Origin of the sequence: Salegentibacter sp. BLCTC (assembly GCF_015143665.1) — a bacterium.
GTDB lineage: Bacteria > Bacteroidota > Bacteroidia > Flavobacteriales > Flavobacteriaceae > Salegentibacter > Salegentibacter maritimus.
This window is the reverse complement of sequence record NZ_WYEW01000016.1, coordinates 20,665-35,308: the sequence shown is the minus strand read 5'-3', so window position 1 is coordinate 35,308 and position 14,644 is coordinate 20,665. Positions and strand designations below refer to the sequence as shown.

The 14,644-nt window shown below is 38.3% G+C and carries 13 protein-coding genes; 4 read left to right on the top strand and 9 right to left on the bottom strand.

The window, feature by feature from the left end:
• From GUB10_RS15545 to GUB10_RS15515, 7 genes are all read right to left on the bottom strand, one after another.
• On the bottom strand, window positions 1–3,727 hold a 3,727-nt coding region (locus tag GUB10_RS15545), incomplete at its 3' end, for an HYR domain-containing protein (RefSeq protein WP_193712374.1).
• 32 nt (window positions 3,728–3,759) lie between these two features.
• Window positions 3,760–4,260 carry a phage tail protein gene (locus tag GUB10_RS15540; protein WP_193712373.1) on the bottom strand — a complete coding sequence of 167 codons (501 nt, stop codon included), beginning with the start codon at window positions 4,258–4,260 and terminating at the stop codon, window positions 3,760–3,762.
• 17 nt (window positions 4,261–4,277) lie between these two features.
• Window positions 4,278–4,817 carry a hypothetical protein gene (locus tag GUB10_RS15535; RefSeq protein ID WP_193712372.1) on the bottom strand — a complete coding sequence of 180 codons (540 nt, stop codon included), beginning with the start codon at window positions 4,815–4,817 and terminating at the stop codon, window positions 4,278–4,280.
• Window positions 4,818–5,309: 492 nt separating this feature from the next.
• Window positions 5,310–6,599: a glutamate-1-semialdehyde 2,1-aminomutase gene (gene hemL, locus GUB10_RS15530; protein ID WP_193712371.1), complete on the bottom strand. Its 1,290-nt coding sequence runs from the start codon at window positions 6,597–6,599 to the stop codon at window positions 5,310–5,312.
• 6 nt (window positions 6,600–6,605) lie between these two features.
• Window positions 6,606–7,427 carry a glucosaminidase domain-containing protein gene (locus tag GUB10_RS15525; protein WP_193712370.1) on the bottom strand — a complete coding sequence of 274 codons (822 nt, stop codon included), beginning with the start codon at window positions 7,425–7,427 and terminating at the stop codon, window positions 6,606–6,608.
• A 1-nt stretch (window position 7,428) separates the two neighbouring features.
• Window positions 7,429–8,367, bottom strand: coding sequence for a 1-aminocyclopropane-1-carboxylate deaminase/D-cysteine desulfhydrase (locus tag GUB10_RS15520; protein ID WP_193712369.1), 939 nt, complete (start codon window positions 8,365–8,367; stop codon window positions 7,429–7,431).
• Window positions 8,368–8,399: 32 nt separating this feature from the next.
• Window positions 8,400–8,726 carry a hypothetical protein gene (locus GUB10_RS15515; RefSeq protein WP_193712368.1) on the bottom strand — a complete coding sequence of 109 codons (327 nt, stop codon included), beginning with the start codon at window positions 8,724–8,726 and terminating at the stop codon, window positions 8,400–8,402.
• A 32-nt stretch (window positions 8,727–8,758) separates the two neighbouring features.
• Here GUB10_RS15515 and GUB10_RS15510 point away from each other — a divergent pair, with 32 nt between their 5' ends.
• On the top strand, window positions 8,759–8,929 hold the full coding sequence (locus GUB10_RS15510) for a DUF5522 domain-containing protein (RefSeq protein WP_193712367.1): 171 nt from the start codon (window positions 8,759–8,761) through the stop codon (window positions 8,927–8,929).
• Here GUB10_RS15510 and GUB10_RS15505 read toward each other — a convergent pair.
• A complete protein-coding gene (locus GUB10_RS15505; protein WP_193712366.1) occupies window positions 8,924–9,385 on the bottom strand; it encodes a copper resistance protein NlpE in 462 nt (153 codons plus the stop codon). The genes GUB10_RS15510 and GUB10_RS15505 overlap by 6 nt on opposite strands.
• 105 nt (window positions 9,386–9,490) lie before the next feature.
• Here GUB10_RS15505 and GUB10_RS15500 point away from each other — a divergent pair, with 105 nt between their 5' ends.
• The 3 genes from GUB10_RS15500 to GUB10_RS15490 all read left to right on the top strand — a co-directional run bounded on the left by GUB10_RS15500 (window position 9,491) and on the right by GUB10_RS15490 (window position 13,930).
• Window positions 9,491–11,488 (top strand): urocanate hydratase, encoded by a 1,998-nt coding sequence (locus GUB10_RS15500; RefSeq protein ID WP_193712365.1) that lies wholly within the window; start codon window positions 9,491–9,493, stop codon window positions 11,486–11,488.
• Window positions 11,489–11,499: 11 nt separating this feature from the next.
• Entirely contained in the window at window positions 11,500–12,042 is a 543-nt protein-coding gene (locus tag GUB10_RS15495; protein ID WP_193712364.1) for a DUF4136 domain-containing protein, read from the top strand.
• 130 nt (window positions 12,043–12,172) lie between these two features.
• Entirely contained in the window at window positions 12,173–13,930 is a 1,758-nt protein-coding gene (locus GUB10_RS15490) for an aromatic amino acid hydroxylase (RefSeq protein ID WP_193712363.1), read from the top strand.
• Window positions 13,931–13,990: 60 nt separating this feature from the next.
• On the opposite strand, the gene GUB10_RS15485 is transcribed toward GUB10_RS15490, so the two are convergent.
• On the bottom strand, window positions 13,991–14,605 hold the full coding sequence (locus GUB10_RS15485) for a DUF4230 domain-containing protein (protein WP_193712362.1): 615 nt from the start codon (window positions 14,603–14,605) through the stop codon (window positions 13,991–13,993).
• Between the last annotated feature and the right edge of the window lie 39 nt (window positions 14,606–14,644).

Below are 14,644 nucleotides of genomic sequence, written 5' to 3'. Positions count from 1 at the left end.
AGTTTTGGTTCCCCTCCTGGGTAGCAGTAATTGTGATTACTCCACCGCCAAGAATTCTCACAAAACCTCTTGGGCCAACGGTAGCCGCCGGATTTTCAGATTCATAAGTGTAAGAATACATTACCGGTAAACCTGATGTAGAAACTGCATTTAGCTGAAAATGTTCATCTGATAATTGATTTCTATCTTCAAGTTCATCGAAAGTGATGCTTTGTGATGCTTTATTAATTACCATATTAGCTGTTAGCACCAAGTCTTTATATCCTGGTTTGCTAATCCTTGCAGTAACAAGGTAAGTCCCGGCATTTGTTTGCCCATTATTGGTGTACTCTACCGTAGCACCCTCTGGAAGGCCAGATACAAATATACTGTGCTCTGTGCCGTTATAAACAAAAGCCTCAGTGTTATCAGCAAAACTCACTCCGGTAAATTCTGCTTTTTCAATCACTAAAGTCACCTCTTTTGAGGTCGCAAAGTAATTTTCAGTTTCAACTGAATTCACCATAATTTCATAAGTTCCGGGTTCTATAAATCCTTTTTGAGGAGTATAGGTCAACTCAGTTTCTGAATGATTTAGGTTTGCTACGATATTCTTAACCGTTCCATCATAAACAAAAGTCTGAACAGCATCTGCGCTTATTTCTGCCTGGGCTTTATCAATCGTGAGTGTAGCAGTCAACTGAGCATCAGGACAAGTTTCAATTCCTGAAAAAAGATTTGCCGTTATAGTATATACCCCTGCTTTTATAGCTCCGTTTTGAATTCCTGTTTCCGGAACAATAGAATATTCTACAGAAGCAGTTTCAGGAAGATTTTTAACTTCCAGGCTATGGGCGTCTCCATTGTATTCAAAACTTGCATCATCAAATGTCACCGCGTTTAATGGTGAAGGTTCTACAATTACTTTTTGCTTTTGTATAGTTGTATTTCCGTTCCCGTCATCAAAACTCCAGGTAATAACATAAGATCCTATTTCGTTGTATGTTAGCGGATCTGACGTTGTCGCAGTTAATTCTGAACAATTATCTTTAGCTGTTGGAGCGGTAATTCTTCCAGGAAAAACTTCACATTTAACAATTATATCTTCAAGGTCTGCTATATTAGGAATAGGAGCGATAGTATCTTCTACCGTTACCTTTGCCGTGGCAGTCGTTTCATTTTGGTTGTTGTCCACTACGGTCAGGCTCACTATGTTACCCCCAACATCTTCACAACTAAATTCGGTGATATCCAAACTTAGGCCGGCAATACCACAGGCATCATTAGAGCCATTGTCAATATCAGCTGGAGCGATAGTAGCTGTACCATTGGCATCAAGTTGTACGGTGATGTTTTTGGTTAAAGCAACAGGCGCCACATTATCCTCTACTGTTACTGTTGCAGTGGCTGTGGTTTCATTTTGATTGTTGTCTGTGACGGTAAGAGTTACCGTGTTTTTACCAACATCTTCACAACTAAATTCAGTGATATCCAAACTTAGGCTGGCAATACCACAGGCATCATTAGAGCCATTGTCAATATCAGCTGGAGCGATAGTAGCTGTACCATTGGCATCAAGTTGTACCGTAATGTCCTTTGCTATTGCTATAGGAGCTACATTGTCTTCCACTGTTACTGTTGCCGTACAAGTATCTTTAAGATCGTTAGAATCGGTTATGGTTAATTCTACCGTATTATCTCCAATATTAGAACAATCAAAAGTTTCTTGACTTATTGATAAGATAAATCCTTCTTTATCATCACTAGATCCTCCATCTATATCGTTCGGAGAAATTGTTACATTTCCGGAAGCATCTAATTGAGCGGTAAATGATTTACATACTGCAACCGGTGCTTCATTTGTAGCTTTTAGCTTAGAATCTGTTACCTCCGTTCCTTCATTTAAGGATGCATCGGTAAGGGTTACAGATAATGTAATACCACCATCCTCAAGATCACTAAGGTCTATCCCTGTAATTTGATCTGTAGCCGAAGCAATAGCACCTGAACCAGTCGCGTTAGTCCCTCCGTTATCACTGCTAAAGGTATAATTATAGGTAGTTCCTACTTCTGCATTGGCAAAGGTAAAACTAATACTTGTTTGATTATTTTCATTAATTTCAGCCTGGTCTATACTTACTGTATATCCCATAGGAGCTTCCACATCATTAACGGTAACATTAAAGCTACAGGTAGATTTATTTCCGCTTGCATCAGTTATCTCAAAAGTATTTTTGGTAATTCCTATGGGGAATTCACTACCGCTTGGAAGTCCGGCGGTTTGCGTAGCTTGATTAGTTTCTAAAATATACCTTCTGGTATAATTTGGAAAGTCATTCCATTTTCCATTTGAAATAATTAACTCGGTATAATCTTCATTATTACTGTTGTTTGGTTCATTTGTGTTCCAATTGGTATAAGAAACGGCCTCACCATTTCTCCAAACAAAATTACCTTCGCTTGCGATGTCTGTAAATCCTATCATTACTGTACCAAGTCCTGAAGTACTTAAAGATGAATTTACAAAATTGTTTTCTGAAGCATCGTTTATAGCCACCACATTTCCGCCATTAGACTCAGCGTCAGAGAATGCCCCTTCCGGGTCGAATGAATCATTGGAAAGATAATAGAACTTACCATTAAATCCTCCTAAGGAAGTGAAATTTGCTTTTGCCGGTTGTGGTATGTTACAATTATCTGTTGCTAAAGGACTGCTATAAGTAACAGTAGTTCCCGCATCATTATCAATTTCAATATCAGACGGACAAGTAATTGAAGGCGGAGTATTATCTTCTACATTTACTGTGATTGTAGCGCAGCTTCCTATAGTTTCATCTACACATCCTGTACCATCTTCTCCACGTACATAATAGGTAGTATTCCCGTTTGGTGGAGTTACTTCAAAAGAAGCACCTGTGGTTCTACCTATCTCGTTACCTCCGCAAGAATCTGTATAAATCACCCATTCTGCAGCATCGTTCAAATTACCACTTATATTGATTGTTGTTGAACTACCCGGGCAAACATTGTTTGCTGATAAAGATAAAACAGCATTTTCGGGAGCAATACAAGGCGCTGGTAATACAAATTCTATCCCAGGTTCTGCCGGGGGATTGTAAGATGTTGTATTGCTAAAATTCCAATTATCTAAATTATTAACTTTAGCTAGTATTTCTTCAAGACTTGCATAAGAATTACCACCGGCAGAAATAGCGCTGTATTGCCCATTATCATATTCCGTGGTAAAACGCATAGCATTTAAACCATTTTCTAATTGATCTGGTAGAGCCGAAGTTGAATTAGAAGTTGCAGCTCCATCCCAATTAGAGTCTGTTGAACCCGGCGTAACATTGGTATGGAGACCGGCAATAAAAACAGGTAATGCATCTAACCCCTGATAAGCAAAAATTTGATCCCCAATTGTACTGTACGAGGCTGGGTATAAATTTGTTCCATCTAAAACTATAATATCTCCCACACTTCTCTCTATTCCAGAAGTCCAGGTAAATTGACTATCGCCCGGTGTATCGAAAAATCCGCTGGCATCATTCCAACCCCGATCCGTAAATTTTATTTGTGTGGCTGCGTCTATATCCTTTAGCAAAACGAATGCAAAGGTATCCTGATCGTAAGTAGCACCGTCAGAATTGGTACCTATAAAAGCCAGATCGCCCGGGCCTAAAACTGTTTGTGCTACCACACCCCAATAAGAGAGCAGCATCAGCACAAAAAAAGTAAAGTTTTTCATAAAAATTGGGTTAGATTGGAATTTAGAGGCAACTAGTTCCTGGAAGGAAAAATACCTGATAGTGCAATAATATAGTTCATTGCTATATAGGGCTGCCTATTATTTACAGGTAGTCCTCCACCAGTACTTCCGGTAGACCTTGACTTCGCATTATCTGTAGTTGAGAAAGAGTTGATTCCTGCCCCTGCAATAAAATTGTTGGTAGGTTCATCAGTATTACCTTCTGCAGCCGAGTTGATTTCATGCTGGTGTGGTGGTAAATTAGACTCTAAAATTGATATCTCTTCATCCCCTCCCTTTTCACCTAACCTATAATCACTTAAACCAGGCCCTCTTCCACAATGAACTGGTGTTCTACCCCTCAAGTCTGGTAACGCAAAAGTAGTTCTTCCATCTCCACCATAGGTGGTACCTAAAATTGAAAACAATGCTGTGTGTTGGGAAATTGCTAATAGTTGTCCTTCACAAAAGGCCCAACCTCTTGGGGCAAAAGTTCCTCCGAATAAAATAATTTGTCCTATAAGTGGCTCCATAATAATAGTTTTAAAAATTAAATAGCTAGATTAAATTGAATAGTAGATTGTTGTTTAAGAGGCTGCATCAAGTCTCCCAGGCATTTGTTCTGCTCCCAATGATCTCCTGTGATATAAGCGTTGTAAGTTCCAATTAATAATTCGGTAAAATAAGAGCGATTGGTCGTTGTTACCTTAAAATAAATTCTGGCTCCTTTTCCCACTTCTCTCTCCGGCATATCAGTTAAAAACTGATACTCTCCAAATTCATTTGATGTTAATTGAGCTTGATGTCTATACTTTTTTATCCCGGGAGAGAGATGCCATACCTCAAGTTTAACATTTGAAAGTGCCTGCAAACCCTCCCGGCCATAAACTTTCCCGGTTACCTTAATGTGGTCTCCTGGATTTAAAGATTTGCGCATATCTGTAACAGAATCAGCATAAGGATTATACCCAAGAAAAGGAGACGACTCATTGCCCACTGCATGAATACTTTCGGGTGTAACCAGCATAAAGCCAGCCGAAACAAGTCCTGCTGTTCGTATAAATTTTCTACGTGAGTTGGAAGGAACCATAATTCTATATTTTTAATACTATTAATTGTCAAATACTAAATTCAGTTTTACCTTAAACACGGCTAGTTTAAAGCAATAAAATATTCACTAATACTAAATGGAAACCTGTAATGGGACTTTACAGAAATTGGAAGAAGTCATAGGTTAACCAGGGGGCGTTAGCAAAAAAATGTAAAAAAAATTATTCTTTATAAAATTTTTAACAAATATACTGCATTTAAAATACTATTAACTTTTAAAATATTAGGGGATTTTTCCCCTTTATAGAGTGAAGCTATCCTCAACCCTTATAGTTCCTACAATTTTTAAGAAACTATATTTCAGAAAAGCAAGAAATTAATCGGCAAAAAGCAATTTAAATCGTTAAAATTCATGATATATCGCTCTTTTTAAGGATATTTTTAATTTACATAGGCATTTAAAATAGTTTGCCTATAAACAAGAAAAGCCCCACAAATTGTGAAGCTTTTCTAAACATAAAATGCTAAATTATTATAGCATTTTCGAAACTTTATCTACAGTCTCAATGGTCTTATTTAAATCATCATAAGAAAGGGCATCGCTTATAAACCAGGTTTCAAAGGCACTTGGGGCGATATAAACTCCGTTTTCCAGCATTCCATGGAAGAATTTATTGAAAGTACCTAAATTGGCCGATTCAGCAGCCGAAGCAAAGTCGGTTACAGGTTCTTTTCCAAAATGTACCGAGATCATAGACCCCACTCTATTAATGCTGAAATCTATATTATTTTGCAACAGCACTTTTTCCATTCCTTCGTGAAGGTATGCGGTCTTTTTATCTATGCTTTCAAAAATTTCCCTATTACTATCCAGTTCTTTAAGCATAGCTAAACCTGCAGCCATCGCTAGTGGGTTTCCACTAAGGGTTCCCGCCTGATACACAGGACCAATCGGCGCGAGGTAATCCATAATTTCGTTTCTGGCGGCAAAGGCCCCAACCGGCAAACCACCACCAATCACTTTCCCAAAGCAAACAATATCAGCATTTACTCCCATTCTCTCCTGAACTCCTCCCGGAGCAAGCCTAAATCCTGTCATTACCTCATCAAAAATAAGTAGAATCCCAGTTTCATCACAGATTTTTCGCAAGCCTTCCAGGAAACCTTCATTAGGGGGTATACAGCCCATATTTCCGGCAACCGGTTCCAGGATTATACAGGAAATCTCGCCTTTATTAGCTTCAACAAGTTTTTTTACATTATCAAGATCGTTGTATTTAGCAAGCAAGGTATCTTTTGCCGTTCCCTGGGTAACACCGGGACTATTTGGAGTACCAAAAGTAACAGCACCGCTCCCTGCCTGAATTAGAAAGGAATCACTATGGCCGTGATAACAACCGGCAAACTTGATAATCTTTTCTTTCCCGGTAAATCCGCGAGCAAGTCTCACTGCACTCATCGTAGCTTCGGTACCCGAATTTACCATTCTAATCTTATCGATATTAGGCACCATTTTTACCGCTAATTCTGCGATTTTAGTTTCAATTTCGGTAGGAGTTCCAAAAGAAGTTCCTTTTTTTGCAATCGCAATTACCGCATCTATTACTGGTTTGTGAGCGTGTCCTAAAATTAAGGGACCCCAGGAATTTATATAGTCTATTAATTTATTTCCGTCTTCATCATACAAATAAGGTCCCTCGGCTTTCTTAATAAAAATGGGATCTCCACCTACTGCTTTAAATGCCCTTACCGGAGAGTTCACTCCGCCGGGAATCACTTTTTGCGCCGAAGCGAACAACTCGCTACTTCTTTTATAAATCATTTTTTTTTATTCTGGAGAGATAATTACCAACATTTGTCCAACCTTAATATTGGTATCTCTTAAATTATTAAATCGTTGTAAGTCTTCTACCGTAGTATTGTGTTTTTTGGCAATTGCATATAAGGTATCTCCCTTTTTAACCCGGTATGTAACCGATTCTGGTTCTTCGGGAGTATAGGTATAACTTGGAGATGGCCTTTTTAATACATCTGCATCAAACTTATAAAGCTTATAGCGCTCTATCAAGCTTATCAATTTATCGGGATACTTTCTATCTGTGGCATAGCCCGCTTTTCTTAAGCCTCTGGCCCAACCTTTATAATCGTCTTTATCTAAATCAAACAAGGAGGCATAACGTTTCCTTTCGGTTAGAAAAAGAGAGTGATCTCTATAAGAATACCGGGCATCTTTATATTTTCTAAAACATTCTCCCCGGGCATCATCATCGTGATATACCTGGGCTCCTTTCCAGTCGTGACATTTTATCCCAAAATGATTATTTGAACGCATGGTTAAATCTCCTTTACCACCCCCAGACTCTAATATTCCCTGCGCCAGGGTGATACTTGCTGGAATATTATAAAGTCGCATCTCTTCCATAGCAACCGCTGCAAAATCCCTAATATAATCTTCCACAGTGTATAGACGCGGGTTTACCGGCGGTAATTTGGGTGCGCCACCCAGTGGTTTTACCCCTTCAATCCTATTGTTTTCAGAAGATTCAGCAATAACCCCTTCTTTTTTAGTGGTGATTACTTTTTTCTTGCTTCCACACGAAACCGCAAATAATGCAAAGAAAAACAAAATAAAAAACCGGTTAAATCTCATCTTAGTAATTGATTAAAGGCAAATTTTTCTTTTTTAAAAAGCTGTTCATTCCCATAATTCCCTGCAAACCTCCTGTATGTATTGCCAGAATTTTACTCCCGGAAGGGAAATATCCAGTTTTTACGAGGTCAAAAATACCAAAAACTAACTTTCCTGTATATACCGGATCTAACTGAATTTGATATTTTTCCCTGAATTTATTAATAAAACTGATTAATTGCGAATCTACCCTGGCATAACCACCAAAATGATAGTTTAGTATTAACTCCCAATTATTCTTAAAGGTGTATTTTTTAACTTCTTCGGAAAGAAAATCTCCTTTTAAAGCGGAAAAACCCAGGATTTTTTGATTTTCGGAAGATGCCCGTATCAAGCCCGAAAGTGTACCTCCAGTTCCTACTGAAGCGGCTATATAATTAAACTCTTTGTCTTTAGCACTCAAAATCTCTTCACAACCTTTTATAGCGAATGCATTGGTTCCTCCCTCGGGCACCAAATAAAAGTCCCCAAATTTTTCGCTCAAATGCTGCCGGAACTCCAAATTAGCTTTTTTTCGATAATCACCCCGGGAAACAAAGTAAAATTGCATCCCACAGGAATGGGCAAAATTTAAAGTTGCATTTTGCTTAAGTGTTTCCCCTAAATTCTCACCTAATTCCTTTCCCCTAATAACTCCTATAGTCTTTAGCCCGGCAAGTTTGCCTGCAGCGGCAGTAGCCGCAATATGATTGGAGTAAGCCCCCCCAAAAGTTAGTAAGGTATCTTTTCCCTGCTTTTCAGCTTCAAAAATGTTATATTTTAGTTTTCTAAATTTGTTCCCGGAAACTTCAGGATGCAGCAAGTCTTCTCGTTTTAGATAAAGGGAGGTTCCGTTTTTAAATTCGGTAATAAATTGATTTTCAGAAGAAATTTCAACATTAAAATTTAAAGGATTTGCCATAGCGCAAAGGTCTAAATTCTAAGACTAATCACCTATACAAATTTTAAAAATGCCCAGAATTTTCGCTCACTTAAATAGTTTTCCTTTACCTCCTGCGTGTAAGCTTCCCTCTCAAAACTAATGTTTTTATAGGCTAAAAAACGGTCTCTATATTGTAGTAATCGGAAAAGATATTCCAATAAATACCAGGCATAAAAAGGAATAATTAGTAATTCTATTTGTTGCCTAAGGTGAATTTTTTCGTGATTAATAAAAGTCTCGTCTCTTTTAAGATCGTGATTCTTCAAAATCACAAAAGGCCATAAGCTTGCACCTTTAAAAGATTTTCCCAGTAGATATTTGTTAACAATTAGAATCACGCCCGGAAGTTAAGAAATTGTACTTTTGCAATATGAGCTTTTCCAGAAAAAGAATTCCTTTAGAGGAAGGAGATTACTACACCACTCCAGAAGGTTATCGTTGTTTTACCGAGCAATATCATTTAAAACGGGGTTATTGTTGCGAGAGTGGTTGCCGGCATTGCCCTTATGGCTTCGATAAAAAAACCGGCAAACAATTATAAGTTATTTATTTTAGTAAGCCGATACTTCATTGCAGAATCCCCCATAACTTTGGTTCCATCCTCAAAAAGCTGTAACAGGTAATTTTCACCTACCTGAAAGTAAAACTTTTGGTGCTTTCCCAAACTAATGGTATTCCCTTGTTTATCCCATTTAAACTCTCCGGTTTCGTTGATACTTACAGGTGTTTCTGATCTTTCAATATAATTTTGTGAAAGTTCATAGCCTAAATCCTGTTGTAAGAGAATTCTGGTTTCAATTCCCTCGCAATCTTCACAAGACAAAGTCCCTTTATATTCCCCGGCCCAATCCAACGAATTTTGCGAATTATGTGCATTATCAGGCTTAAAACCCACATCCTCTATGGTATGTTCCTCAACATTAGTTTCAGGTTCCTTTTCCTGATTCTTACAGGAAATAAAACAAAATAAACAGAGAATAATTGTAACATATTTCATAATATATTTCTTTAAAAGAGTGCTAAGTTTATAGAAAATGAAATTTAAAACTTATAAACTTAACATTTCTTATTAATATTGAATTTTATTGTAAATTATAATTTAATGGACTTTAAAGCTGAAATATTACAGGGAATCCCGGCTAAACTCCCTCCAAAAAAAGAATATAAAACCTTAGCCAATCACGCTCCAAAGCGCAAAGATATTCTAAATGCTGAGGAAAAGAAACTTGCGCTTCAAAATGCATTGCGTTATTTTAAACCAGAGCATCACCAGGAATTATTACCGGAATTTAAAGATGAACTGGAACAATATGGCCGAATTTACATGTATAGGCTAAAGCCAGACTATGCCGTGTATGCCCGTAGTATTGAGGAATATCCAGGGAAAAGTACCCAGGCAAAAGGAATTATGCTCATGATTCAAAACAATCTTGACCCCGAAGTTGCGCAACACCCCGAAGAATTGATTACTTACGGTGGTAATGGGGCGGTTTTCCAAAATTGGGCGCAATACCGGCTCACTATGCAGTATTTAGCCCAAATGGAAGACGATCAAACCCTGGTTATGTATTCGGGCCATCCCATGGGCTTATTCCCTTCTCACCAGAATGCTCCCAGAGTGGTGGTTACCAACGGAATGATGATCCCAAATTATTCAAAACCCGATGATTGGGAAAAATTTAATGCACTTGGCGTAACACAATACGGACAAATGACGGCCGGAAGCTACATGTACATTGGCCCACAAGGTATTGTACACGGCACCACTATTACGGTCTTAAATGCCGGAAGAAAAATATCAAAATCGGGAGAAGGCCTGGAAGGAAAATTATTTGTCACCTCTGGCCTTGGCGGCATGAGCGGTGCCCAGCCAAAAGCAGGAAATATTGCCGGCTGTATTACCGTATGCGCCGAAATTAACCCAAAAGCAATACAAACCCGCCATAGCCAGGGTTGGGTAGATGAGGTAATCTCTGATGTAGCCTTCCTTGCAAAACGGGTAAAACAGGCCAAAGAAAACAAAGAAGTTGTTTCTATAGCTTTCGAGGGAAACATTGTAGAAGTTTGGGAATATTTTGAAAAAGAAAATATTTATATCGATTTAGGTAGCGATCAGACTTCATTGCATAATCCATGGGCTGGTGGTTATTATCCGGCAGATTTGAGTTTAAACGAAGCCAATACCATGATGGCCGAAGCGCCCGCAAAATTTAAAGAGAAAGTACAGGAAAGTTTAAGAAGACAAACCGCGGCAATTAATAAACATACCTCCAAAGGCACTTATTTCTTTGATTACGGAAATGCCTTCTTACTGGAAGCTTCAAGGGCGGGAGCCGATATTCTTGCCGAAAATGGAAAAGATTTTAAATACCCCAGTTATGTACAGGACATTATGGGACCCATGTGTTTTGATTACGGTTTCGGCCCCTTTAGATGGGTTTGTGCTTCAGGAAAAGAAGAAGATCTTGACAAAACCGATAAAATTGCTACCGAAGTTTTAGAAGAACTGAAAAGAAATTCACCGGAAGAAATTCAGCAGCAAATGGCCGATAATATAAAATGGATAAAAGGGGCCAGAGAAAACAAACTGGTAGTGGGATCTAAAGCCAGGATTCTTTATGCAGATGCCGAAGGCCGAATGAAAATTGCCAAAGCTTTTAATGATGCTATTGGCAAGGGGGAAATTGCCCCCGTTATCTTAGGTCGTGATCATCATGATGTTTCGGGAACAGATTCCCCCTACCGGGAAACCTCTAATATATATGATGGCTCGCAGTTTACAGCCGATATGGCCATACAAAATGTAATTGGTGATAGTTTTAGAGGTGCCACCTGGGTTAGTATTCACAACGGCGGTGGTGTTGGCTGGGGCGAAGTGATTAATGGTGGCTTTGGTATGATTCTTGAAGGTAATACAGCGTCGGAAGAGCGTTTAAAATCTATGCTTTTCTGGGATGTTAACAATGGAATTGCACGCCGAAATTGGGCCCGAAACAAAGAAGCAGTTTTTACTGCAAAAAGGGCTATGCAGATGGAGCCAAAACTAAAAGTAACTATCCCAAACCTGGTAGATCCGGCTCTCTTTGATATTAACACCTAAAACTATATTTTATGAAAGTCTTAAAAATTACTCCGGTTTTTTTACTGTTGGCTATCCTGCTAACCTCGTGCAGCAGCGTACAAGTTGCCTCAGATTACGACAGGGAGGTAAACTTTAACCAATACAAGAGTTTCGCATTCTTTAAGCCCGGAATAGACAAAGCTGAAATTTCAGATTTGGATAAAAAAAGAATTCTAAGAGCTATAGAATCAGAGATGCAGCGTAAAGGTTTTACAAAATCAGAGAACCCAGACCTTTTGGTTAGTATTTTTACAAAAACCAATGAAAATATAAACATCTACCAAAACAATATGGTAGGTTGGGGATATGGCTGGGGTTGGCACCCATGGTACTGGGGCTCTGGATTTAACACGGTAAACCGTACCAGTGAAGGCACTCTTTACATAGATCTTATTGATGCTGAGGAAAAAGAATTGGTTTGGCAGGGAATGGGAACAGCCGCTTTAGCAAGTGATGTAGATAAAAAACAGGAAAGAATAAACGAAATTGTTAGGAAGATACTGGAAAAGTATCCCCCGGAAATCAACAAATAACCCAACAGATTTTTCTCAACAAAACGTCCCTTTTTCAGGGACGTTTTTATTTTTAAGCATATTTCATTGACATTTTATAAATTTCAGCTTAATTTCTTATCTTTATATTGAATTTTAGTTAATGATAATTATGCTCGATAACGTTGAATCTAATGCGATTTTAGACCGCTTGCCGGCCCATCTTCAACAATATATAAAACCACAAAATTACGATGATTACTCTCCTATAAATCATGCGGTTTGGCGTTATGTGATGCGCAAAAATGTTGATTATTTAAGTAAAGTGGCTCACGGATCTTATTTAGAGGGCCTAAAACAAACGGGGATTTCTATAGATCATATTCCAAATATGTATGGAATGAACCGGATATTAAAGGAAATTGGCTGGGCAGCTGTAGCGGTAGATGGGTTTATTCCGCCCGCCGCTTTTATGGAATTTCAAGCATTTAATGTTTTGGTGATTGCCAGCGATATACGGCAGCTGGAACATATTGAATATACCCCGGCACCCGATATTATTCATGAAGGTGCAGGGCACGCGCCTATTATTGCCAATCCCGAATACGCCGAATACCTTAGGCGTTTTGGCGAAATTGGTTGCAAGGCCATTTCCAGCGCCAGGGATTATGAAATCTATGAAGCTATAAGACATCTCTCCATCATAAAAGAAGCCGAAGACACACCACAGGAAGAAATTGAAGCAGCCGAAAAAAAAGTAGATAAGCTTCAAAATGAAACTGCCGAACTTAGTGAAATGGCCCAAATAAGAAATCTGCATTGGTGGACGGTAGAGTACGGGTTAATTGGCAGTATTGAGAATCCTAAAATTTATGGCGCCGGCCTTTTATCCTCTATTGGAGAAAGCGCCTGGTGTATGACAGATAAAGTAAAGAAAATACCTTATTCTATAGAAGCCTGCAAACAGGAATTCGATATCACCAAACCTCAACCTCAACTATATGTAACACCAGACTTTGCCCATTTAAGTTTGGTTCTGGAAGAGTTTGCCAATAAAATGGCGCTAAGAAGAGGTGGACTTGAAGGTATAAAAAAGCTGATTAATTCTAAAAATTTGGGTTCTATAGAATTAAGCACCGGTTTGCAAATTTCGGGAGATTTCTCGAAAGTTATTGAACATGAAGGCAAGCCAATTTATATCCAAACCTCGGGAAAAACCGCCCTTTCTCACCGCGAGAAAGAATTGGTTGGCCACGGCGTAAAGAACCATCCAAACGGATTCGGATCTCCTATTGGCACTTTAAAAGGTATCAATTTAGCCATAGAAGATATGAGCCCCAGAGATCTTAGTGCTTATGGAATCTATGAAGGAAAAAAAATAGAACTGGAATTTGAAGGAGGTATAAACGTAGCCGGAGAAATTATTACCGGTACCCGAAACTTCCAGGGAAAAATAATTCTAATAAGTCTTAAAAATTGTAAGGTCACTTACAACCAAGAGATTCTTTTTAAACCCGAATGGGGCAACTACGATATGGCTATTGGTAAAGAAGTCATTTCGGCATTTGCCGGCCCGGCAGATAATCTTTCCTTCGATTTAATTACACATAAAACATCGAGTACAACCATTAAAAGCAAGAGTACCCCAGAACGTGAGGAACTTGCTTCACTTTATGCTTCGGTTAGGAATATTAGGGAAGGAAAAAATGCAAAATTCTCGCTGGATGCTGCATTAGAGCTTCTACAAAAAGAGCATCCAAAAGACTGGCTACTCTCGGTTGAAATTTACGAACTGGCAGTAGGTAAACACGAAAAACTCGCTAAAGAGGCTTTACAAAACTTAGAACTCGTAAAATCCCGAAGACCCGATATTGCGCACTTAATTGATGGAGGCGTCAACCTTATAAATAGCCAATTGGTCAAAAATTAATTTTGAATTTATTTAAACACGGTTTACAAGTTTTAAACCTCGGTTATTCAGTAGCATAATTTACAGTTTAATTTGTTCCAGCTCTTCTGAATTACTAAAATTTTTCTCGTTGTATTGTAGGGTCCATCCCATAGAATTAGTTAAGATATATATTTTTTGTAACTCGCTAATTAGCCTATTTTGGGCATTAGACCTTAAAGAAGACGCTTCTACTTTTTCTCGAATAGAGGTATCTATGCGGTTTCGGATTTTATTATGATCTGCCGCATCAAATTGGTTTAAATAATCCTGGGTCACATCATAGTATTTAATCTCGGGATTTATACTAATTTCTTCCTTCGGAATCTCAGTAATACGCACAATCTTATTCTCTTCATCAATCTCTGTTTTTAATTTACTAAGATCGTATGCAACTGTTACCGATGCATTCACAATAATTAGAGCTTTTTTTCGAGCTGAAAATATATCGAGATAAAACTTTTTAGAATTTTTATAAGAATACACCTGGGAGAAAGTACCCTCGGTAACAACCAGCTTACCAACATTTTTTATTTGTTGCTGCAACAAGGCCGTACTTTCTTCTAATTCATCTCTTTCCTGATTTTTATTTTCGCAATAACGAACCCCAAAAACAACCAGTAATACCAGGAAAGCACCAAAAAGAAAATTTTTCATGTATCAATTTTTTCTAAAGGTACAAAGATTGCGAATTTT

What these genes read in the sequence shown, in the direction of transcription:
- GUB10_RS15540 (WP_193712373.1), bottom strand. Translation starts at nt 4,260, where the DNA reads ATGGAGCCACTTATAGGACAAATTATTTTATTCGGAGGAACTTTTGCC.
- GUB10_RS15535 (WP_193712372.1), bottom strand. Translation starts at nt 4,817, where the DNA reads ATGGTTCCTTCCAACTCACGTAGAAAATTTATACGAACAGCAGGACTT.
- hemL (WP_193712371.1), bottom strand. Translation starts at nt 6,599, where the DNA reads ATGATTTATAAAAGAAGTAGCGAGTTGTTCGCTTCGGCGCAAAAAGTG.
- GUB10_RS15525 (WP_193712370.1), bottom strand. Translation starts at nt 7,427, where the DNA reads ATGAGATTTAACCGGTTTTTTATTTTGTTTTTCTTTGCATTATTTGCG.
- GUB10_RS15520 (WP_193712369.1), bottom strand. Translation starts at nt 8,367, where the DNA reads ATGGCAAATCCTTTAAATTTTAATGTTGAAATTTCTTCTGAAAATCAA.
- GUB10_RS15510 (WP_193712367.1), top strand. Translation starts at nt 8,759, where the DNA reads ATGAGCTTTTCCAGAAAAAGAATTCCTTTAGAGGAAGGAGATTACTAC.
- GUB10_RS15505 (WP_193712366.1), bottom strand. Translation starts at nt 9,385, where the DNA reads ATGAAATATGTTACAATTATTCTCTGTTTATTTTGTTTTATTTCCTGT.
- GUB10_RS15500 (WP_193712365.1), top strand. Translation starts at nt 9,491, where the DNA reads ATGGACTTTAAAGCTGAAATATTACAGGGAATCCCGGCTAAACTCCCT.
- GUB10_RS15495 (WP_193712364.1), top strand. Translation starts at nt 11,500, where the DNA reads ATGAAAGTCTTAAAAATTACTCCGGTTTTTTTACTGTTGGCTATCCTG.
- GUB10_RS15490 (WP_193712363.1), top strand. Translation starts at nt 12,173, where the DNA reads ATGCTCGATAACGTTGAATCTAATGCGATTTTAGACCGCTTGCCGGCC.
- GUB10_RS15485 (WP_193712362.1), bottom strand. Translation starts at nt 14,605, where the DNA reads ATGAAAAATTTTCTTTTTGGTGCTTTCCTGGTATTACTGGTTGTTTTT.